The 21,926-nt window shown below is 42.0% G+C and carries 16 protein-coding genes; 3 read left to right on the forward strand and 13 right to left on the reverse strand.

Features of this window, described 5'->3' with window-relative positions; genetic code table 11:
- Positions 1–32: 32 nt before the first annotated feature.
- Positions 33–956, reverse strand: coding sequence for a hydroxypyruvate isomerase family protein (locus GTK07_RS15960; RefSeq protein ID WP_163636245.1), 924 nt, complete (start codon positions 954–956; stop codon positions 33–35).
- A 257-nt stretch (positions 957–1,213) separates the two neighbouring features.
- Here GTK07_RS15960 and GTK07_RS15965 point away from each other — a divergent pair, with 257 nt between their 5' ends.
- On the forward strand, positions 1,214–2,032 hold the full coding sequence (locus GTK07_RS15965) for a PIG-L deacetylase family protein (RefSeq protein ID WP_163636246.1): 819 nt from the start codon (positions 1,214–1,216) through the stop codon (positions 2,030–2,032).
- A 197-nt stretch (positions 2,033–2,229) separates the two neighbouring features.
- Here GTK07_RS15965 and GTK07_RS15970 read toward each other — a convergent pair whose 3' ends face one another.
- The 10 genes from GTK07_RS15970 to GTK07_RS16015 all read right to left on the reverse strand — a co-directional run bounded on the left by GTK07_RS15970 (position 2,230) and on the right by GTK07_RS16015 (position 17,793).
- Positions 2,230–3,663 carry an SLC13 family permease gene (locus tag GTK07_RS15970; protein WP_163636247.1) on the reverse strand — a complete coding sequence of 478 codons (1,434 nt, stop codon included), beginning with the start codon at positions 3,661–3,663 and terminating at the stop codon, positions 2,230–2,232.
- Positions 3,664–3,745: 82 nt separating this feature from the next.
- Positions 3,746–6,361, reverse strand: a complete 2,616-nt coding sequence (locus GTK07_RS15975) for an exo-rhamnogalacturonan lyase family protein (protein ID WP_235932898.1) — start codon at positions 6,359–6,361, stop codon at positions 3,746–3,748.
- Positions 6,362–6,419: 58 nt separating this feature from the next.
- Positions 6,420–7,256 carry an ROK family protein gene (locus tag GTK07_RS15980; RefSeq protein ID WP_163636249.1) on the reverse strand — a complete coding sequence of 279 codons (837 nt, stop codon included), beginning with the start codon at positions 7,254–7,256 and terminating at the stop codon, positions 6,420–6,422.
- A gap of 4 nt (positions 7,257–7,260) precedes the next feature.
- Positions 7,261–8,523, reverse strand: coding sequence for an MFS transporter (locus GTK07_RS15985; protein ID WP_163636250.1), 1,263 nt, complete (start codon positions 8,521–8,523; stop codon positions 7,261–7,263).
- Positions 8,524–8,575: 52 nt separating this feature from the next.
- Complete coding sequence (locus tag GTK07_RS15990; RefSeq protein WP_163636251.1) at positions 8,576–9,463, reverse strand: PIG-L deacetylase family protein; 888 nt, start codon at positions 9,461–9,463, stop codon at positions 8,576–8,578.
- 198 nt (positions 9,464–9,661) lie between these two features.
- Positions 9,662–11,041 (reverse strand): RagB/SusD family nutrient uptake outer membrane protein, encoded by a 1,380-nt coding sequence (locus GTK07_RS15995; RefSeq protein WP_163636252.1) that lies wholly within the window; start codon positions 11,039–11,041, stop codon positions 9,662–9,664.
- A gap of 17 nt (positions 11,042–11,058) precedes the next feature.
- Entirely contained in the window at positions 11,059–14,583 is a 3,525-nt protein-coding gene (locus GTK07_RS16000) for a TonB-dependent receptor (RefSeq protein WP_163636253.1), read from the reverse strand.
- A 43-nt stretch (positions 14,584–14,626) separates the two neighbouring features.
- Positions 14,627–15,829, reverse strand: a complete 1,203-nt coding sequence (locus GTK07_RS16005; protein WP_163636254.1) for a FecR family protein — start codon at positions 15,827–15,829, stop codon at positions 14,627–14,629.
- 147 nt (positions 15,830–15,976) lie between these two features.
- Positions 15,977–16,564 carry an RNA polymerase sigma factor gene (locus GTK07_RS16010; RefSeq protein WP_163636255.1) on the reverse strand — a complete coding sequence of 196 codons (588 nt, stop codon included), beginning with the start codon at positions 16,562–16,564 and terminating at the stop codon, positions 15,977–15,979.
- Positions 16,565–16,593: 29 nt separating this feature from the next.
- Positions 16,594–17,793 (reverse strand): NAD(P)/FAD-dependent oxidoreductase, encoded by a 1,200-nt coding sequence (locus GTK07_RS16015; protein ID WP_163636256.1) that lies wholly within the window; start codon positions 17,791–17,793, stop codon positions 16,594–16,596.
- Positions 17,794–18,046: 253 nt separating this feature from the next.
- Between GTK07_RS16015 and GTK07_RS16020 the strand changes: the two genes are divergently transcribed.
- Positions 18,047–18,901, forward strand: coding sequence for a MurR/RpiR family transcriptional regulator (locus GTK07_RS16020; protein WP_163636257.1), 855 nt, complete (start codon positions 18,047–18,049; stop codon positions 18,899–18,901).
- A 246-nt stretch (positions 18,902–19,147) separates the two neighbouring features.
- On the opposite strand, the gene GTK07_RS16025 is transcribed toward GTK07_RS16020, so the two are convergent.
- Entirely contained in the window at positions 19,148–20,032 is an 885-nt protein-coding gene (locus tag GTK07_RS16025) for a dienelactone hydrolase family protein (RefSeq protein WP_163636258.1), read from the reverse strand.
- Between the two features lie 512 nt (positions 20,033–20,544).
- The gene (locus tag GTK07_RS16030; protein ID WP_235932899.1) at positions 20,545–21,057 is read right to left on the reverse strand and encodes a DUF5004 domain-containing protein; all 513 of its coding nucleotides are present in this window, start codon (positions 21,055–21,057) and stop codon (positions 20,545–20,547) included.
- Positions 21,058–21,479: 422 nt separating this feature from the next.
- Here GTK07_RS16030 and GTK07_RS16035 point away from each other — a divergent pair, with 422 nt between their 5' ends.
- Positions 21,480–21,806 carry a sugar-binding protein gene (locus tag GTK07_RS16035; protein WP_163636260.1) on the forward strand — a complete coding sequence of 109 codons (327 nt, stop codon included), beginning with the start codon at positions 21,480–21,482 and terminating at the stop codon, positions 21,804–21,806.
- The last annotated feature ends 120 nt before the right edge of the window (positions 21,807–21,926 follow it).

Raw genomic sequence — 21,926 nt, forward strand, 5'->3', positions numbered from 1 at the left:
TGAAGAATCCCCCTGTTTTGACTTACGTTAAATTAAAATGAATCAGTGGCCCTGTAGGCTTCGATCACAGCCTGTTCGCCTTCCTTACCTTCCATGGAATTACCGTGCTCCATACCTACAATGCCGACAAATCCTTTAGAGTGGATATGCTTGAATACATTTTTAAAGTTTATTTCGCCAGTGGTTGGTTCATTTCTCCCTGGATTGTCGCCAACCTGAAAATAACCGATCTCGTCCCAACATGCATCAATATTGGGAATAAGGTTGCCTTCCTGGATTTGTTGGTGGTAGATATCGAAAAGTATCTTGCAGGAAGGGCTATCGACGGACTTACATATTTCAAAGGCTTGAGGGCTGTCCGTTAAAAATAGTCCGGGATGGTCCCGAAAGTTCAAGGGCTCCAAAACCATGGTCAATCCATGGGGTTCCAAAAGGGAACAGGCCTGTTTCAACGATTCTATGACGTTGGCGGTCTGATATGCTTCCCGCAATCTCAGGTCTACATGACCAGGGACCACCGTCATCCATTTAGCATTGACCCTTTTTGCAACCTCAATGGACTCCTTTATTTCTTTCAGGAACTTTTCACGTAGTGATGCATCTCCGTTGGCGAGATTGGGTTTGTTCCAATAAATTTCATGGGCCACAAAAACTCCCATTGTAATGCCCCTTTCCATCATGGTTCTGGCCATTTTCTCCTGAAGGCTTTTGTCCCTGCCTTTCATCTCATTGTCCTCAAAAGCGGTGAAGCCCATGTCTGCCATAAAATTTAACTGGTCAATAGGATCAGTGCCAGCAGATTCCCTGAACATTCCCAAATGGGGGGCATAATTAAGATTGAATCCCTTTTGTCCTTTGCTCGAGGGCCTTTCGGTAGCGGATAACACTCCTACTCCACCCAAACCCAATGCGGTGGACAGCATCATTTTTCTTTTTACAAAATCCCTTCGGTTCATAGATTATTTTTTTAACAACTTAATATCCTCAGACACCCACTTGTTCAAAACAACAGTTTAAATATAACCAGAATTGTATGGAATAAACAGTAAATTCTTCAATCCCGTCAAGAACAGGGTATAATCCCTCTGATCAATGGGTTATTAAAAATGTTCCGTGCATAACTGCAACGGAACCGTTATATTTAGTAGCTTAACTTATTCATATTTTTTGCATGGAACAATACCAACCTAGTAAAACCAAAACACTTCCATTTATGAAAAATCCAAATTTCAAATTTTTATTCAGTTCTGCCCTGTCTTTAGTTCTTATGCTATCCGTACAGCATGAAATTTATGGTCAGAAACCTCTTGAAGGAAAGGTATTGATGGCGATTTTTGCACACCCTGATGATGAGGGAACCGTTGCTCCCATTCTCGCCAAATATTCCAGGGAAGGAGCCCAAATACATTTGGTCACCATAACTGATGGCAGGTATGGTTCCAACGAATTCAACAACCATATGGAAGGTGATACATTGGTTGCTATTAGGAGAGAGGAATTAAAGTGCTCCGCGGCAATTTTAGGGGCCAAACTTCATCATTTTGATTATCACGATCAATTAAGGGCAGCCGAAGGTTATGATGGGCATATACCACAGGCCCGTGGAATCATTAAAGACCTTAATGCCATTATTGGAGAAGTGAAACCAGACGTTTTAATTACATGGGGGCCGGATGGTTGGTCCAACCATATGGACCATCGTCTTGTTGGAGCGTCAGTCACGCAAGTGTTTCTGTCCAAAAACTGGGATAAACCCGTGTCACTTTATTTTTGTGGAATTCCTTCCGATCTGATAGAAAATCCAGAAGAAAAGATGTTACATGGTCTGGAGAGGAAATATTTGACCACCAAAGTAGCTTTTACCGAAGAAGATCTGGACAAGGCCTACCTCTCCCATAAATGCCATAAGAGTCAAATAAATCCTAATACCACAAGGGAAGACCTGAAGAAGAATTGGTATAAAAACACGATGTTCATATATCTCAGAAAGTTTGAAGGGCCCAAGGAGGTATCCGACACTGTTTTTAACTAAAAGAATAGTATTCCATTTGTAATCAAGGTACCTATAAAGGATACCAAAATTTAATCGAAACTACTGAAATGGCCAATGAGTGGCTAGCTTATTGTTTGTTGTTTCAATAGTTTTGAACTTCAAAGTATCTCGTAATTCATATAATTGCCATCTAAAATACCCATTGGCCCCTAAAACCTACCTTTGTGTCTCAACCTTTAGAGGTTCCATAGTAACGGGAGAAGAAAATAAATGAAAATGGCCATGACAACAATGGAGACTATGTTCATAAAAAAACCGGCTTTGACCATATCTGGTATCTTCAGGTATCCAGACCCAAAAACAACCGCATTTGGTGGTGTTGCCACCGGAAGCATGAAAGCACATGAGGCTGCGGAGGTACATGCAACCATGATCATATAAGGATCTATTCCCAATGTTACGGCCAAAGGTGCCAAAACTGGAAGCATCATGGCCGTGGTGGCCAAATTGGAGGTAACCTCGGTCAAAAAATTGATACAGGCAATAACAAGAAACAGCAGTACCAATAATGGCAGGCCATCAAAAAAAGTCATCTGGGAACCTATATAGCTTGCAAGTCCTGTATCCTCAAATCCCTTTGCAATTGCCATTCCTCCTCCAAACAATAAAATGATACCCCATGGAATCTGAACCGCTTCCTCCCATGTGAGAAGGGCGCCTTTCCCCTTCCCAATTGGGATTATAAATAAAAGTACCGCTGAGCCAATGGCAATTATGGTATCGTCAATACCCGAAATGAAATTTTGGAGGAAAAAGGAGCGGGTAATCCAACAAATGGCGGTCAAGATAAATATCCATAAAACCAGCCGTTCTTCCCTGCACATGGGTCCCAACTGGGCCAACAACCTGTTTATTTCTTCCTTCCCTCCGGGAAACTTGCCCTGTCTTAAGGGATATGCAACCCTGGTAAGATATAACCACGCCAAAACCAGCATAATTGTGGCTACCGGAAGCCCAAATTTCATCCATTGCCAAAAACTCACATCCACACCATAGGTTTTTTGAACAAATCCAGCAAAGACCAAATTTGGGGGCGTACCGATCAAGGTTGCAATACCTCCTATGGAAGCGGAATAGGCAATGGCAAGCATCAACATCTTACCAAATATCCCATTCTCATCTTGTGGTGTTATGGGGTTGTCCTTTAATTGTTTAATGATGGAAATTGCCATGGGCAGTACCATTACCGTAGTTGCGGTATTTGAAATCCACATGGATAGGAATGCGGTTGCCACCATAAACCCAAGAACAATGGTGTACATATTGGTACCAATGATCCTTATAATGTTCAATGCGATGCGCTTATGCAAATTCCATCTTTCAATGGCTACTGCCAACATAAATCCGCCCATATACAGAAAAACATATTTATGTCCGTAACTAGCGGTGGTTTCACCTAGATCCAAAGTGCCCAATAAAGGAAAAAGAATGATGGGCAATAGGGCCGTCACGGCAATGGGCAACACCTCCAAGACCCACCAAACACCTATCCAGACGGTTGCTGCGAGAAGGTTTTTCCCTTGAACGGAAAGCCCATCGCCCGTAAAGAACAAATGGATAAGAATAAAGAGTAACGGGCCAAGGACAAAGCCCAAACGTTTGTAGCGCATTTTATGATATTGTTTAGGATATGTACATAAAAAAAGGGCACCGATCATAGACCGGATTGCCCTTTTCATTAACTAGTTGGTCTTAGTTTAAATTCTCTTGGTCCAGCCAATACAACAAATATGGAATGTTGTAGGCATGTGTCCATCCAAACACACGAAGTCCTTGGTTGGTTTGCCAGTTGGTAAAGCGGCCTTTGCTTTCGGGTAGATTGGAAATTTTGACCAGATCATCACTATAATCAACCGCGTTTTCATAAGCCTCGGGCTTCTTTGGCAACTCTCCTATTTTGAGAACCTCTGCCCTGGCAAGTGCCTCATTTAGGTATACTTTTTCTCCACTGAACTCATATCCCAACAACAATGGATAGATTGTGGCCAGATAAGATTCCATTTCGTGGTTTAAAGGAGGTACGTCACGAACCCATCTTGCGTGGTTGACCAAAGCCTTTTTGACCCTTTCGTCCCCAGTAATCTGTTGGTATTTGTATAATCCTTGGGCCACATAGGTCTGGCTATATCCATATCTGTCCAACAAAAGGTTTCCTCCTTGTCTTTCTTGTAGTTCCAGCATGATGTTTACCCTTTGATCCAATTCGTCTTTATACTTTTTGAGCTTGGTGGCATCATAAAGTTCGACCAAATTGAGAACGGACAGATACAGTCTTCTTCCTCTTAGGTCATGTTCCCCCCAAATTCGATTGATATAGGTATCACCGGTCATTTTAGCAACTTCAAGAGCCCGATGGTCGGCTGCCAGAAAGTAATCCGCAATCCATCCCTGGATCCAAACGTGTGCGCTCAAAAGGGCGTTCCAATGCTCGTTGGCATGCCTTCTACCTATTCCCAGATAGGGCGTGGATTCCGGCTCATCTTCATAGTTCCAAAAATCGATGGCATCATTGATTTGACCGTAATATGTACGCTTTCTTGGCCAGTGGATGTTGTCCACGTCCATGGTATGTCTACTCATGGCCTGTGCCAGATTGAAATATTCCGGATCTCCTGTTCTCATAAAATTGGTCCAAAGCATAAAATCCGTTGTGGGCTCGTTATTCGTCCACATGACCCAGCTACCATTAAAGAAATAGGTCTTACCATCCCCATAGTCGAAAATTCCATACCATGGCTCGTTCTGTTGGTTATAGGCCCACCATTGGTATTTATATTGCAATGCATTCTCAAACTCCGGGTGCTTTTCGGAAAAAGGGGCCATGTTGCCATACACTTTAGAGCCGGTGTACCATTCTGGGGCGGCGTGTGCCACGGGACCATCCAAAACATAATCCATTTTCTCCCCCACTCCTTCCGTTGAATCGTTATCATGGAAATAGTAGATAAACTCTGTGGTTTTAGTGATGCCCTGGGCAAAGTTGTCCAGCATTTCACCATCGCTCTCAGTGTTTGCCCTGGCAAAACTTTTTGGTCCATTTTCCTTAGGCCAGATACTTCCTGTCAACGTAGATGTGGAAGCGTCCAATTCTATTCCTTTGGGATATTCCTTCAGGAAATTCTTGATACCGATTCCAACCCCTCTTTTACCGTCGGAAACATTTATCCAACCTTTTGCCCTTTGGGTTTGGGCCACATCAGTACCTGATTTGGTGACAATTGCCTCAAAGCTTGGTTTTGCCTCCATCCCATCTTGACCTTCATCCTTTTTAAATCCATTCATGTAAAGACTTCTAAGGCTCGGGCTCTTTCTGGACTCAGGTCCTTTCTGTAGCAATTGAACAGTTTCATTACCCGTTACGGCCACCTTTTCCATCACGGTTTTGGAGTCTTCCTCTTTCCAGTCCCCATCATACAAGGGCATGGTAACACTCACATTATCATCCAAATGATATTTGAGTTGGAGACCTACCCCGGCAATTTGATCATTGGGTTCTGTCCATCCCGGATCATCCGCGGTTTGTTCGGATAAGATCTTATCGTTTTGTGTTGCAATATTGGCATGCTGGCCTTCCTGGATCTTATGTTTGTCGGGAATGCCTGTATAGGTCATGGTGTGCAATACCTTTATATAACTTTTACCCGCATAGGTATGCAACCAAATGGAAAAAGGTGATATGTTGTTGTCCGGCCTGTTATAGGTGTATGTTCCCTCTATCCTAAAAATGGAATGCATGGGGCCTGAGCCTTTCTCCCGGAACACTTCATTGATGACGGCCTTGGAGGCATCAATCCCTGCGTCATCCAAAATATCCAAGAAAGACCCTCTGTTCTCTCCTTTTGATGATCCGATCAATTCATTTTCCGAGAACTTTCCATCTTTGTCGGAATCCAGGTACACTTCATCCAAAAATCCATTCCCTTTTTTATGGATTGAAAAAGAAAGTGGCCCTGTGTTCACATCTATTCCACCTTGTGGCCTCATATTATTGGTGGATACAATCTTTTCCTTTGGGAGCATGGGTGCCACGGCATCCCCATATTCAAGGACATAATCGGAACCTTCTTCGGAGAAAAAGAATACCCATACCCATTTGATACTCTCATCAATTGGCCCCCAATTGGCTACTTCGGTAGTCTGACACGGAATCTCCGTGCCATCAGCAGTCAACAGCCTAAGGTTGTCCACAGATTGGAGTTCTCCTTTCGGAAAAGGAATCCCTAATGTTATGGGAGCTCCTTTTTTATTGTTTTCTATTGTAATACTTACCTGTTTGCCAGGTTCCGGCTTTGCACATGATTTTAGCAAAAAGCATGTTAGCAGTATCGTTATTAATATTCTCATTTTGTTTGATAAGGTTATTCGTTTACAGACATAGTGCAGCTGCACCCAATATGGGTGAATCCACCAAATCTGATGTTTTGATTTTAAAATGTTCCAATTGTTTTTGATAGGCAAATGAATCCAATGCACCTTTTAATGACTGCTCAAAAAAAGCATATGCATTGCTTATAGACCCACCAAGAATGATGGCCTCCGGGGCATACATGTAGAGAATGGCCTTGACCGCCTCTCCCAAATGGTGCCCATATTCGTTGAAGGCCATTAGTGCGGCCGCATCTTTTTTTAAGGCTTTTTGATATAGGATCTTGGCAGATTCCCCATACTTTTCATCAAAGAAAAAACTGCCGGCATAATGCTCCATAATACCACCTTTATAGGGAAGCATGCCCACTTCTCCCGCGCCGCACAAAACACCATTGTACAACCTATTGTCTATTAAAATACCCATGCCGAGTCCCGTTCCCAACGAAAGGGCCACACAGTTTGTATGATCCTTGGCCTTTCCGAAGTGTTTTTCGCCCAATGCAAAACAATTGGCATCGTTGTTTATTTGCACGGGCACTTTGAATTCTTGCTGAACCAGTTCCTTCAAGGGAACCTTTTTCCATGAAGGAATGTTCTGCACATCGTATACAATGCCTGATTCCGGGTCTACCACCGCCGGGACTCCAATACCTATGGCTTCAACGGAACCGGCCATTACCTTATTTATGCTTTCAAAGAGTTTTTGGAGTGTGGCTTCTTCGGTATCATTTCGGTTGACTTCTACCAAGTGGCTTTGCAATACCGATCCGTTGAACACCTTACCCGCTTTAATATTGGTACCACCAATATCTACCCCTATAACTTCCTTTTTCATGGACTTAACTTTCTCTTTTTAGGTTAATGGTCTTGTTATTGACCAAAGGTTTTGCCCAAAATCCAATGGTTAAAATGAAAGCCAGTGGAACAAGTAAAAAGAACATTCCAGATCTAAGGGTCATCATCTCACCTAATCCCCCAACAATGAATGGGATTACCGCACCACCTGCAATCCCTGTACAAAGAATGCCCGATAGCGAGCCATGGTGCTGTCTTACAGAGTTAAGGGCCAATGAGAAGATGATGGAATACATGACCGAGATAAAGAACCCAACCATGGGAAAACCTATCAAAGCCATTTGTGAAGAGCCAATCAAGGCCAACACCAAGAAGAGAATAGTTATTGCCGTTGCGAATATCAATAGTTTGCGACTGTCCATAAATTTTAAGAGCACAAGGCCTAAAAGACATCCAACAGTAAGCATGGCCCAAAAATAGGATACCGTATCCGCCCCAACTGTTTGTGGGTCCAATCCATGGTATTGGTACAAAAACTGTGAAATCCAATTACCCACTCCTTGCTCTGTACCCACGTAACAAAAGATTCCCAAGAAATACAGTATGGTCCATTTGTTTTTCAATAGATCCCAATAGGAGCTTCCATCCCCGGCCTTTTCATCCTCATTTTTCTCAAATTTGGGGTACCTCGTCATAAAAACATAAATGAACAGCAGTACGGATATAGCCGCAAACACTATATAAAGTGATGCCCAAGGAAGGTTTTCGGGTACCCACGAACGCAATGTTTCCGCTATGGCATCTCCTTGTGTACCCTTCTTGTCCACCAAATATTTATATAAATAAGGACTTAAAAATGAGGCTGCTCCGAAAACCAATTGCGCCAGTACCGAATTGAACGCAAAATGTTCCTCACCTCCCGCAACCCTCAACATTGGATTGATAATGACCTGCAATACAGCCATACAGCAACCCAGGGTAAACAATGTTATGCTGAATACTCCATATTGGGGTACCAAGGCAAATCCCAGGGAAGCAAGTGCCATGACCAAAAATGAAACCGACAGTAGTGTCCTCTCACTATACTTTTCCGAAAGGAATCCGGCCGGTATGGACATGATTCCATAAGCTATAAAAAAAGTGAACGGGAGTAAGCCTGTCAATGTCAGGCTAAGGTCAAAACTGTCCTTCACATCTACTATAATAGAATTGAGGATATTGGTTATGAATGATATTACAAAGAATACCAGCATTACCAGGCCGATTATATGATAGTATCTCTTGGTCGTGGACTTGCTATTCTCCATTGATGGTCAGTTGGTTATTTATCTGGATTTCTTCCTGGGTTTGGTTTTGGGGTTACTTGCCTCCCAACATCGGGAACAGTTGTTTGATTTCCTCTTCCGTGGGTTGTTTTCCATATTCGCAGATTTCAAAGAATTCTATCTGCTGTACTTTGGACATGTCCCTGCCTGGATACCATTTTTTTGCCGCTTCCAAGGTGCTTGCATCAGGCTTTCTGTTCATCCACTTGTTCTTCAACCATACCAAACGTTCCTGTTCACCGGTAGGAATGGTAGAAAGGTCTGTACCTGTTGTCCATGGCAACCACTCGAACATTTGGGAATCATGGGCGGCCAATCCTTTTACTTTGGTGTCAATGACATCATCTACAATGACGGCAATATCTTTTTGGAATGGATATGGCTTTTGAAAATGATCGCTCATATAAAGAAAAACAGGATTCTTTTTAAGAGGAGGCGTGTCTGGGGCAACATTGGGAACAATATTCATATAAGCCGCATCCTGAACAACGGAGCCGGCGTTTCTATGATCTGGATGATAATCATTGGGCCTAAGTCCCAATACAATATCGGCATCCCATTCACGGATACGACGGATGACCTCTAGCCTCACATTCAATGTAGGGAAGAGTTCACCATCATGGTTGTCCAGTACTTCATATTCCGCAATACCCAATGCCTTGGCGGCATCCTTTGCCTCTTGTCTGCGTTTTTTGGCCAAAGGCCCACCACCCATGCTCTGGTGACCAGCATCCCCATTGGTAAGCGCCAGGAATTTCACATTGTGTCCCATTTTTGCAAATAGGGCCGCCGTGCCTCCAAATTTAGAATCGCAATCATCGGGGTGCGCCCCAATGGCTATAATATTCAATACTTTTTTTTCTTGTGCCTGCATCAAAGTGAAGGCAAGGCTTAAGCATAATGCCAATGTTAATTTTCTCATTTTTACTGTATTTATTCATTAAATTTTTGAAATCGATCCACTGGTCACATCATTTGACGCAACCTATTTATTTCGTTTTTCATCATTGATCAGTGTTGATGGGTACCCATAGTACTAAGTAGGCAATTCATGGTATGGGAACCTATCAATCAAACTAACACAACAATGAAAAAAGAACTTGTTTTAACTAATTCATTTTTAATTCTGTACGAAGTTGGGGTTAATGTCCATTTCGCGTTGTGGAATAAAGAAATACTCACGCGTTGCCGTTATCACCGGTTCTGCCTCCATAACCTTGCTAATGGCATTGAATCTTCTTAAATCGGCCCATCTATGGTTTTCAAAGGCAAGTTCTACCCTTCTTTCATGGAGCAGTTTCTCCTCGAATGTACCTGGAGTGGCGGCATTTATCCCTACTAAATCCGCTCTTTCCCGTACTTCATTGATCAAATCATAGCTTTCATCCGTTTCACCCAATGCCTCGGCCAACATCAAAAGAACATCTGCATATCTAAAGACAACAAAGTTGATGTCAGAATCATTCTCAATAGCTATGTCTGCCTGATACTTTTTAATGTATAGGGCTTCCACCACTTCGGCATCTAGGTTTACAAAAGAATCTCCCATGGAGGAACCGTATCTGGAATCACCATCCTCATAGGCCTCTTGCATGGATACCGTAGGTCTGTTCCTTCCATAACCGGCACCTACTTGTAGGGCCGAGCTTGGAGAAAAATCGTTGGTGAACAAACTCCCTTGGCCAATACCTCCACTTATAAACTGTATCTCAAATATGGATTCTTCATTATTCTCGTTATCTATACCCCATAAATCAGCATATTCAGGTACCAGATCATATCCGTAATTTGCAATGATCCTACGCAATACAGTTTCAGCTGCCCCCTTGTTACCCAAGGTAAGCTGTACCTTAGCCAATAGTGTTGCCGCAGCCCCTTTTGTGGCCTTACCTACACTGCTGGAAGGGTAGGAAACTGGAAGATAACCTTCCGCCGTTTCCAAATCTGTGACCAATTGTTGCAATACAACACTTTCCGATACTTGAACCAATTCATCACCGGCCACATAGGGTTCCAATTGCAAGGGAACGTTACCAAAGGCAATGGCCAAATGATAGTACATCAAGGAACGGATAAATAGAGCTTCCCCTGCAATCCTATCGCGAGTGGCCACATCCATTTCTACATCTGGGATACGTTCCAAAATAACGTTGCAATTTGCAATCACCTTGTAGGATTCACTCCAGGCAGTTGACACCTGTTCGTTCAAAGCGTCCTCTGTAAAAGCATTGATCTCCGTATACTGTCTTGCAAGACCGGTTGCATCAGGTCCTTGATCAGTATTGTCGCTCCTCATTTCAAACATGGTCCAATAACCGCGTCCGTAGATACCTGTGCTCTGTAAACCCCTGTAACTGGCATTGATGGCCACTTCAAAATCATCAGCAGATCGGTAGAAATCTGCCTCATTTCGATTGGAGATCGGTGCCAGGTCGGTAAAATCTTCGCTACAGCCTACAAAAAGGGCCGTACTCAGTATTATATATAGTATTCGTTTCATTTTTTTCCGTTTTTAGGTTAGAACTTTAAGTTTATTCCCATTGTAAAGGATTTGGTCAATGGAAAAGCCCCGTAATCTTCTCCCGGAGTCAAACTATTTGTTGTGATACTACTTACCTCGGGATTGTAGCCCAAATAGTCCGTAATGGTGAACAAGTTGGTACCTGTAATGTAGAAACGTAGTCTTTGGATCTTACTACCGAACAGATTATTGGTAGGCAAGGTGTATCCTAGGGTAACATTTCTCAAACGGATATAGGATCCATCCTCTACTTGAAAAGATGATGGTCTTTGGTTATTACCATGGTTACCAGTTCCCCTGTCCGCCCTTGGAACCCATCCATTACCTGGATCGGATGCAGATCTCCAACGATCGTTGAACGCGGCATAGGAATTAAAATTGGCTTCCCCGTTCAACAGGTGTCTTCCGGTTAGGTTAAGGATTTCGTTACCCTCAACTCCTTGAACCAGAAAACCGAAATCAATATTCTTGAACTTAAATTTATTATTGATACCCCAGGTGAAATCTGGGAAATAGCTTCCTGTTACGGTTCTATCATCAGGGGTGATCTGTCCGTCTCCATCAATATCCTTGAATTTAAAATCACCAGGTCCAGGGTTAGGAGCTTGGGTATCAAAAGGAGCATTGTCAATTTCCTCTTGGGTCTGATAAATACCCTCTACAACATAACCATAATAGCTGCCTATGGGATCACCTACCCTTGTTACGTGACGAATTCCTGCACTACCGGTAGAATAGATGGGCTCATTTCCTTCATTCAATGCCAAAACCTCATTTTTGTTTGTTGAGAAGTTGATATCGGTATCCCAGCTAAAATCGCCTACAAAGTTTTTGGTGCTCAATGCAATCTCAAAACCTTTGTTCTGAACCTTTCCAAGATTTCTCAAAGTGGTTTCAAAACCGGATACGGAAGAAATGGCAACGTTCAACAATAGATCCCTTGTTTTGGTGTCATAATAATCCGCCAACACGAACACCCTGTTATTGAAGAGTCCCAATTCCAGACCTACATCAACCTGTTCGGATTTTTCCCAAGTTAAATTTGGGTTAGGAATGGTAGATTGAACAATACCGTTGACCTCATTACCTGCCAAGTTGTAGTTTTGGGGAGACAAAAGTCCTACGGCACCATAGTTTGGTATCTCAAAGTTACCCGTCTGTCCCCAACTCATTCTTAGCTTTAATTCAGATATCGTTTCCGAAGATGATAAGAAGGATTCTTCGTTCAAACGCCATCCCACTGAGAATGAGGGGAAATATCCTGTTTGATTGTTCTTTCCAAAACGGGAAGATTTATCGGAACGGATGGTCCCCGTAAAAAGATATTTGTCCTTAAAACTATAGTTGACCCTAAATAGGGAGGAAAGCAACGACCACTGTTCCTTTACCGATGTTCCGGCATAAACCTGCCCACCGCTAATGGTAGTCACCAAATCATCTGGGTAGTTATTGGCCACTACCCTTTCCAATCGTACATTGTCCCTTTGGGCCGTATATCCCAAGACCGCATCCACATAGTGGTCCCCCAATTCCTTTTTCCAGCTTAAAGTATTCTCCCACAACCAGTTGGTTTCAGTAGAAGAGGATGCCTGACCATAAGGATTACCTACAGTAGAATTACGAAGCAACAAGGTGTTGGCCCTGTAAAAATCTTGGTTGAACAAATTGATATAAACACCACCAAAAGTCTTAAAGCTTAGTTCGGGAAGGATATCGTACGTCAAACCAAGGGTTCCCCTGTTTTGAAATTGGAAAATCTGATCATCCACCCCTTCGATGATGGCCAACGGGTTACTGGCAGTTGTGGTTCCACCGCCCAAATGGGATTGGTTGTTCAATTGGTTTATAGTACCATCCTCATTGTACGGTTTTACAACTGGGGAATGTACTATGGCCGAGTACACAATTCCTGGAGGCGTTGCAAAATATGGAGAATTGGCAGGAACCCTTTGGTTCTCAGTCACAGTGGGTGACAATCTCACATCCAGGTTCAGTTTTTCGGTCAATTGCGAATTAAGGTTCAATAAAACAGAATACCTTTCAAACTTGGATTTCTCAATTATTCCGTTTTGGGAAAAATATCCTGCGGATGTATAAAAACTTGTTTTGTTCCTGATTGGGGAAGCGTATGAGAAGTTATAGCTCTGTACAACACCTGTCTTAAAAATCAAGTCTTGCCAATCGGTATCGGTACCATCCCAGTTCACATAGGCTTCTGGCATTTCATAGTTTGTATTGCCACGGTCACCGGGCCCGATCGGATCATCCGCGGAGGCACCAGGAACATCCACTAGATAATTGTTGTTCCTTGCATCCCTCGTATAATCGATGAGTTCCGGAGCGTTCATCAAATCGATCTTATTGGCTACCGATTGGATGCTAACATAAGAATCAAAAGAGAACACTCCTTCTTCTGTACTGGATCCTTTTTTGGTTGTTATCAATAACACACCATTACCTCCCCTAGATCCATAAATGGCAGCAGCACTTGCATCCTTCAATACCTGCATGGATTCAATATCATTTGGATTTAAGGTTGCCAATGGGTTGATTGTAGGGGGTTGAAAAGCCTGTGACTGGTTGGACAAAGATCCTAATTGGCTGGAAGAAGTCAGGTTACGGGAAATTGGAATTCCATCCACAACGAACAACGGATCGTTTCCTGCAGAAATAGAACCCGATCCCCTAATCCTAATATTTGGGGCGGCACCCGGCTCTCCAGAAACTTCCTGCACCTGTACACCGGAAACTTGACCTATCAAGGCACCTTCTGGTGTAATGGTCGGAACATTCACAATTGTTTCTGGCGTAATGGACACCACAGAACCTGTAACCTTTGTTTTTGCAAGGGTACCATATCCTACTACCACTACTTCCTCCAATGCAGCGGCATCCGGTTCCATTTTAACGGTTACCGATGTCTGTCCTGCAACACTCACTTCCTTGGGCTTGTACCCGATATAGCTAACCAATATAACGGTTACCCCAGATGGAACGGAAAGTTCAAATTTTCCATCAAAATCCGTAGTGGTCCCCACTGTTGTTCCTTTGGCCACAATACTTGCGCCCGGCAATGGAACTCCTGCCTCATCCAATACAGTTCCCGAAAGCACGGCCTGCAGTTCTTGGATTTCAATTCTTTTCTTGGCCAACAATGAGGGCAAAGTTGGCTCGCCAATTTTCTTGATTACAATTTGCCTTGCAATCACCTCATAGTTTAACCCAGAATCCCTAAAAAGCTGCTTTAAGAAGTCCTCTATACAAAGGTCCTTGCTTGCGATGGTCACACTTCTATTAAGGTTTACCTCAGAGGCTTCGTAGAAAAATTTGTATCCGGTAGATTTTGTGATGGTTTCAAAAATGTCGCCAATCCTTTGATTTTCAAAGTTCATGGTAACAACATCGTCCTGTGCACAGTTGGCTGCGTTGCCAAAACTAAAGAGAAGCAACAAGGACAAGCAACACAATACATTTTTACTGAGCCCTCGGACCCAGGTACATAAAGTTTGGTTTTTTTTCATGATTATTTTAGTCTAGTCAGTTAGTATTTGTTTATTGGTCATTTCATTTTTTCACATCATAGGCATTATTTTTTTGCGGTTCCGTAATGGTTATTGTATTTCCTACCTTGGAATAACTGAAATGGGTATGGGCCTGTATGGTCCTTAGGATGCGGTCAAGATCTTCCTCATCGAACATACCGGTGAACCTTCGTTCCCCAAGTTTTTCATGTTTGTTGACAATCTTTATATTGAATTGCCTCTGCAGTCTTTTAATGATTTCTGACATTTCCTCGTTCTCAAAGGACAAAATTCCCTGAGTCCATGAGATATACGGGGTAACATCCACGTTTTCAATCAAAAATTGATCGCCGACTTCTCCTTTACTGGAAGCTCTTTGGGAGGGTTTTAGCATTTGCAGGTTATCGGCCAAGGTATTATCCGGAGACCCAATCCCCACGGACCCCTCGACCAGAACAACTTCTGCAACATTGTCCTCAGCATAGGCCGAAATGTTGAATACCGTACCAAAAACCTGGGTATACATACTTTTTGTTCCTACTATAAAGGGTTGTTCAGGGTTTTTGGCCACCTCAAAAAATGCCTCACCTTCCAAGCGCACCTCCCTTTTATCCATACCCGCAAAAGAAGACGGATATGTAAGTGTGGAACCGGAGTTGAGCATAACCACAGATCCATCTTGGAGAGTTAGGGAAAGACTTTTACCGAATGGTACCCGTAATACATTCATTTTTGATCTTTCCTTTGAATCTGCCATATCGTTTTGTGATAGAACACCTTTTTTCAAGGAAACAACTGTTCCCCCACTCTTACTTTTAACGGTCACGTCAATATCGGGGTCAAAACTTATAACTTCACCATTGTCCAATTGAAGTGTTATTTGGTTCGGGTCCAATCGGGGTTCCGTTAGGGACGATGCATTTCGGGCAACCATGAAATAGACCGAAGAGCCCAACAGAACCACCACCGCAGCGGCATACTTCCACACGCGCTTATCCGTAAACAACCTGCGAACCTTTTTGCTTTCCTTTTCTTTGATGGTCTCCAAGAATTGTTTGAAAGCTTCTTCGGATTCCCATGATGATCGGTTTTGGTAGTTGATCAGGAAATCGGCCTGTACCAATTTTTTAAAAACCTCTTGATTGTTCCCTTTTTTTACCCATTCATACAAAATGGTCATTTCTTCAGCGGAAGCCTCCTGGTTAATGTACTTGGTTATAATCCTCCGGATGTCGAGTTTGGTCATTGGATATCTTTTATCTCTTTATACAACAGACGTGGTTTTTTTAAAAAACCCTTACCACATCGTAAAATTTTAACATTTAAGATGATAAACAGACTGCGAAATCCTTAAAAACCAATAAAGAATTAATTGTTGGATATAGCGTAAAGCCTAGAAGAATATTGAGAGTTGGGCCTTTAGGCGCTTAAGGGCCTTGGTCATATGCACTTCAACGGTTTTAATGGAAATATGTAGTTTTTCTGAAATTTCCTTGTATTTGAGCCCTTCCTTTTTACTTAAAAGAAACACCATTTTACACTGTTCCGGTAAATTCTCGATTTCAGCTTCAACTTTTTTGAGGCGTTCCTCGAACAAGGAGGTATCGGTCTCCAACATATCAAGATAGGCTTCCTGTTTTAGGCTTTCCAAAAGTTCATATTCCTTTTTTTCCTTCCGCTTGCCATCGATGAAAAGATTATAAGCAATCTTAAAGAGGTATTTTTTAAGACTTTTTTCTTTTAAGAAGAGTTTTTCCCTATTGGACCATAGTTTTATGAAGGATTGCTGCACAATATCCTCAGACAGTCCCAGATCTCCAGAAATGGCAGCCATATAATTGCAAAGTTCCTGATGATATTGCTTAAACAAATGGCCATAGGCTTCCTCTGAGCCTTTTCTTAGCTCTTGAACGAGATAATTTTCGTCATGATAGCTATTGCGGTCCATTTGGTTTATAAGTTTTTCCCAATATCCGTACATCCGCACTGGAGTTTGGGGCTATTCTTTATTTAAATCTTTCGGTCTATGACATACCTGGCCTCTTCAACCTGAACAGTTTCCTTGGTTAGATGACGCCAACGATACCGTTCAGAAAATTCATGGGTCTTGCCTTCCACTACATCCGCTGCCATTGGTCCTAGTAAGGGGGCCATCTTCAACCCATGGCCGCTCCCACCCGAACTAACATACAGACCTTTTATTTTAGGATGGTTGTCAATCCAAAAATGCCCATCCAATGTATCCGTGTACAAACATTTTCGGGTATACACCAATGGAGCGTTTGCCAATTCTGGAAAGGTTCCCGCCACAAAAGACCTCATCTCACTAACCTCCGCATCGGTAACATGCCTGTTCCCCCTCTCAGGGTCAATGGTATTGCCATTGGAGTGCTTGGCGATCTTAATGATGCCCTGTTGCTTTAAATAAGGAAATCCATACCACCCAGTATTGGAGATATCCGCTGTAAAAACAGGTAACTTTTCGGCATCAAAATTCCTTTGATCAAGTGGGCGGAGCCAAAAAACGGGATGACCCGTGGATTTCATATAAGGTTTCAATTCGGGCAACAGTACCGGAGTATGTACCCCTGCGGAAACCAAAACATGTTCTGCCCCATACTTTTTGTCCTGTTCTGTACTTACTCCTTTTATTGCGCCATCAATCACATCAAATCTATTCACTGTCTGTCCTTCAAGAATTTCCACACCAAGTTCTCTGGCATGTGCATATAACGTGGTCAAAGTAAGGGTTGCATCCGCATATCCTCCTATCGGATTATAGATGGCCTCGGTATACGCCTTGCAATCAATCGCAGGAAATTTTTTCGATATTTCACTTGGCAACAAGCGTTCAGCACCATACCCCTTTTTCAACAATTCATGGTAACTGTGCTTTTCAAAGTCCTGTCTTCCACTTTCCAAAGATTCTTTGCAAAGCATTAAAAACCCCACTTCATGATAGAGGGTTTTTCCAAAGAAAGCATTCCATTCTTTCCAAATTCCAATAGCCCTTTCAGCCATTGTAAAGTATTCGATATCGGAACCATATTCCATCCTTACTGCCTTGGTAACGTCCATGGATGCTGCCAAATGGTGAGGCACGGAATCTAGATTCAACAGACATACCTTGTATTTTCTTTTGGCCAGTTCCACAGCTGCGGTTATACCAAATATTCCTCCCCCAACAACAAGAACATCGTATTTCTTCATAGCATCACCATTTGGGGCTTTGTCAATCCAAGGTGTTCAATTAGGGAATTCGCAATAAACAGCAAATGCCCCAAACTGCTCCGGTTGGTAAACCCCACATTTAGAACATTTTCCATAATCAACATAAAAAATGAATCAACAAATTATAAAAAAATCTTCAATTAACAACATTACTGTTGTTTTTTTCAAAAAAGTAATATTAATATTGTTTTTTAAGGCTTTTATATTGCTTATATTCGCTAATTTTCTAATTATGAGCACACAACAAATCAAGGATATCTGTATTTCCCAGCTTTCCAGGAAAAGAAAATTGGTGATCCAATTTGCCTTGGATTTTCCGGACAAGGTGGTTTTGATGAGGATGGAGGAGTTTGCAGATCATTTGGGGGTTAATCCGGCCACAGTGGTAAAGGCATGCAAGGCCGTTGGCCTCAATGGTTTTTTTGAGTTGAAGGAATTATTGAAACAAGAGGTGCAACTGACCAGGGTCGACTCCGTATTTACCGGAATGATCCGTGAAGTAAGATCCCAAAACAATCCACAAAAAGTGGCACAAGATGCCATATTGGGGGACATCATGATGTTGCAAAAAACCTATGAAGCGATATCCTTTGATGTTATAGAAAAAATAGCTCGTGCCATCATTGGTTCCAATCACACCTACATAGTGGGTTTGGGCCATCTTGGATTAGTGGCTAACTATATGGAGCGTATCTGTAGATCGGCTGTTTCCCATATTCATGCAAGCACCGAATATCATGGTGAACTTTTTTTGAATATGGAACACTTTTGTGAGAGGGATGTTGTGGTGGGCATCTGTTTGGACAAATGTCAGAACCAAACAATTGACGCCTTAAGATTTGCCAAGGATAGAAACGCCACTACGGTGGCCATCGTAGATTCCGACCTGTCCCCATTAATGGGCGAAAGCGACCTGTCCATCCTAATCAATAGTTCCCATAGTTTTTACTTTGGTGGAATGGTTGGGGCCTATAGCGTGGTGAATGCCATTTTTTATAGCATGGCCAATATACTTAAAGAAGAGACCGTTAACCGGTTCAAGTTTTTCAGGGACATGTCTGAAAAGGAGAATGTTTATAAGCATTGATGCTCATAAAAAAATATTTGAACCATTACAATAATGGCCCTCCAGTCCTAATTTTATCAACCGTTTTAATACACCAAGTTTACTGAAACACCTTGGACAACTTTTTATAAAAATCCCTTTATTCCCAGAATTTCCCTGTTTAATCTTCAAAAAAAGAGTTGCCTTAAATCTCTCCCGTTCAATTAGACATGGATGATCTCGTTGAAAAGTCTGAAAGGTGAAAAATCATAATTCATTTGCCCGTTCTTAGCCTAGCTTATCCTTGAAAAAGTCAATGGTTCGCGTCCAGGCCAATTCAGCAGATTCCTTGTCGTATCTGGGGGTAGTGGTATTATGGAAACCATGATTGACATTTGGATATATAAAAACGGAATATTCCTTTCCGTTTTCCTTGAGTGCTGCTTCATAAGCGGGCCATCCGGCATTCACCCTTTCGTCCAAGCCTGCGTATTGCAGCATCAATGGGGCGTTTATCTTATCGATATCTTCCGTGGGTTGGCCACCATAAAAAGGTACTGCTGCTTCCAAATCAGGCACTTTTACAGCCATCATGTTGGAGATCCATCCACCAAAACAAAACCCCACCACACCAATTTTACCACTACAATACTCATGAGCCTTCAAATAATCGAATGCTGCTATAAAATCTTCCAGCATCTCATCACGGTTCCTTTTTCGCTGCATTTCCCTTCCCTCGTCATCATTGCCGGGGTAACCTCCAAATGGGGTAAGTGCATCTGGGGCTATGGTAATAAATCCTTCCAATGCCGCCCTTCTTGCTGTATCCTCAATATAAGGATTAAGTCCCCTGTTCTCATGTACCACCACAATTCCCCCTAGTTTACCTTTGGCATCCTTTGGCTTTGATAGCAAAGCTTTGATTTCTCCACCACCCTTTGGAGAATTGTAGGTAATATAACCAGAATCTAGCTTGGGGTCATTCTTGTCCACTAACATGGTGTCCACATAGTTCGGCATCAAAAAACTCATGAGTGAGGCAACTGTAACACCCCCAACAGCATATAAACCAAGCTTTTCAATGAATTCCCGTCTTTGGATCTTGTTATGTGCATAATCATCGTACAGGTCGAATACCTCCTGTTTGATATCTTCTTTTTTTAGTTCTTTCATGATGGATGTTGTTTGCTTATCATTAATGTTTTAAAGTGGCTGTAATCCATATTTTTCATATTGCTCCAATAAAAAACATGAAAGCACCCCCTTAAATGGGCGTACATGATTTTACGGCCACGGAAAGTAATGCCGGGACGTACAGATTTTAGCCCTATTTTCCACTTTTAAAGAGCCGTAGGTCTTGCACGGGTTACCAACATGTATTAAAGTAAATGAAAATTACCCAATCCATTATATTTGGAGTTCACTTTTTTGCTTGATTTCGGTTGGACCATTGATCTTTTTGGGAGGGTGTTTGAAAAAATTAAAATAAACCAAAAAATAAAAAGCCAGACAATCCATGGATTGTCTGGCTTTCATTTTGTTATCTGATTGGGAGAACCAAAATCTATATACCGACCATGCGATAAACTGTATTTTAGACTTTTTTCCCTACCATGACATCAGGGGAAGGAACATCTTTATTCGATCTTGGCACCCATAAAACAAATGTATTCATGCAATGGTCATCAAGGAACCAAGGTGTAGGTAAATTCAATACTGGTTTGAATAATGCCCCCGTCCACATCTGTAATGTTATAAATATTGGAATATGAGAATTCCGTTGCTTCTTCGTTGAATTCCAGAGCGGTAATGTATAGCTGGCACGAGGTAACCAAGCTCAAATTTTTAGATCGTAATTGCCAAGTACCCCTGGAAGGGACGCTGTAATCACAATCATCCACGTTACGACCCACCTCATAGGTATAGCTGCGATCTGTTTTAAAGATGTAAACCACATCCTTCTCACATTCATCATATTGTGCAAAAATATCCTTTAAAGGATTGTCCGTATCATCATCAGTCAAATCAATCTCCTTTGCTGACATTACACCTGACAAGGTCCACTCCCCCACCAATGGCTCTTCCTCCGCAAGCAAGGCTCCGGTAAAATTTTCAGGACAATTATTTTCGCTCTCTGAGTTGCAGGAAAAAAGCATGGCACCTCCCAACAACAGAGTCATTACATTCAAAAATTTCATTTTCATTTTATTTTTGTTTTTTACCTAGGATGTTCAAAAGGAAAATTGGTTGTGTTGTCTGATAAAAAAAGTTTATTGGATCCTTGCGAAACTGGGTCCTTTCCCCCAAAGAAAGCCCATCAATAATAACTGGTATAGCAAGAATAGAACAGGTATCTCATTTAGGTTCAATTCAAGTTTGTATTGATAAAATTTGACATGGAGGCAGAATACGAAGACATTTTAATTATAACTCTGTCAATAAACATATGATAATCCAAATTTGGTAACTCACCTGTTGTTGTTAGTTTTGGTCCATGAATCATAACCAAAGATCTTCCTTCCCCGTTTTCTATTTAACCCTTTTAAAATTTAAACAACGTATCTAGTCCAAATGTTTTAAAATTATTCGGAAATTCATGAGAAGAAACTTTTATGGTTAAATGAAAGAATATTTAGTAAAGCCCATACCCACCAATCAATTGCACATTACCGGAAAGGCGGATGACCGGTTATGGAAAATAGCCCATATCCTAACTGATTTTGGTTCGCCTTGGTGTGACCCACCTGACACAGCCACAGAATTCAGGGCCTTATGGGATGATGAGAGCATTTATTTCATGTTCCAGGTTTTTGACACCAGTATCCATATAGACAAGAAGAGTACAGGTAATGAAAGTATAAATGTTTCCGACAGGGTTGAGCTGTTTTTTAGGCGAGATGATTCCCTTGATCCCTATTATTGTCTTGAAATGGACCCAACTGGATAGGGCGGTCAATGTATACCACCTGCGGCGGATGAAAGTGAGCAGTGCAAATCAAGTGCACGAGATCGACTCATTTTGGTGCTGAAGTTAACGTTTATTTTTAATTTTTTTTCTCATTGATTC

It is taken from the genome of Flagellimonas sediminis (assembly GCF_010500845.1).
GTDB lineage: Bacteria > Bacteroidota > Bacteroidia > Flavobacteriales > Flavobacteriaceae > Flagellimonas > Flagellimonas sediminis.

Bases quoted from the DNA above. Each gene is read 5' to 3' on its own strand.
- GTK07_RS16000 (WP_163636253.1), bottom strand. From the start codon at position 14,583: ATGAAAAAAAACCAAACTTTATGTACCTGGGTCCGAGGGCTCAGTAAA.
- GTK07_RS15985 (WP_163636250.1), bottom strand. From the start codon at position 8,523: ATGGAGAATAGCAAGTCCACGACCAAGAGATACTATCATATAATCGGC.
- GTK07_RS16030 (WP_235932899.1), bottom strand. From the start codon at position 21,057: ATGAAATTTTTGAATGTAATGACTCTGTTGTTGGGAGGTGCCATGCTT.
- GTK07_RS16020 (WP_163636257.1), top strand. From the start codon at position 18,047: ATGAGCACACAACAAATCAAGGATATCTGTATTTCCCAGCTTTCCAGG.
- GTK07_RS16035 (WP_163636260.1), top strand. From the start codon at position 21,480: ATGAAAGAATATTTAGTAAAGCCCATACCCACCAATCAATTGCACATT.
- GTK07_RS16015 (WP_163636256.1), bottom strand. From the start codon at position 17,793: ATGAAGAAATACGATGTTCTTGTTGTTGGGGGAGGAATATTTGGTATA.
- GTK07_RS16010 (WP_163636255.1), bottom strand. From the start codon at position 16,564: ATGTACGGATATTGGGAAAAACTTATAAACCAAATGGACCGCAATAGC.
- GTK07_RS16025 (WP_163636258.1), bottom strand. From the start codon at position 20,032: ATGAAAGAACTAAAAAAAGAAGATATCAAACAGGAGGTATTCGACCTG.
- GTK07_RS15990 (WP_163636251.1), bottom strand. From the start codon at position 9,463: ATGAGAAAATTAACATTGGCATTATGCTTAAGCCTTGCCTTCACTTTG.
- GTK07_RS15980 (WP_163636249.1), bottom strand. From the start codon at position 7,256: ATGAAAAAGGAAGTTATAGGGGTAGATATTGGTGGTACCAATATTAAA.
- GTK07_RS16005 (WP_163636254.1), bottom strand. From the start codon at position 15,829: ATGACCAAACTCGACATCCGGAGGATTATAACCAAGTACATTAACCAG.
- GTK07_RS15995 (WP_163636252.1), bottom strand. From the start codon at position 11,041: ATGAAACGAATACTATATATAATACTGAGTACGGCCCTTTTTGTAGGC.
- GTK07_RS15970 (WP_163636247.1), bottom strand. From the start codon at position 3,663: ATGCGCTACAAACGTTTGGGCTTTGTCCTTGGCCCGTTACTCTTTATT.
- GTK07_RS15965 (WP_163636246.1), top strand. From the start codon at position 1,214: ATGAAAAATCCAAATTTCAAATTTTTATTCAGTTCTGCCCTGTCTTTA.
- GTK07_RS15960 (WP_163636245.1), bottom strand. From the start codon at position 956: ATGAACCGAAGGGATTTTGTAAAAAGAAAAATGATGCTGTCCACCGCA.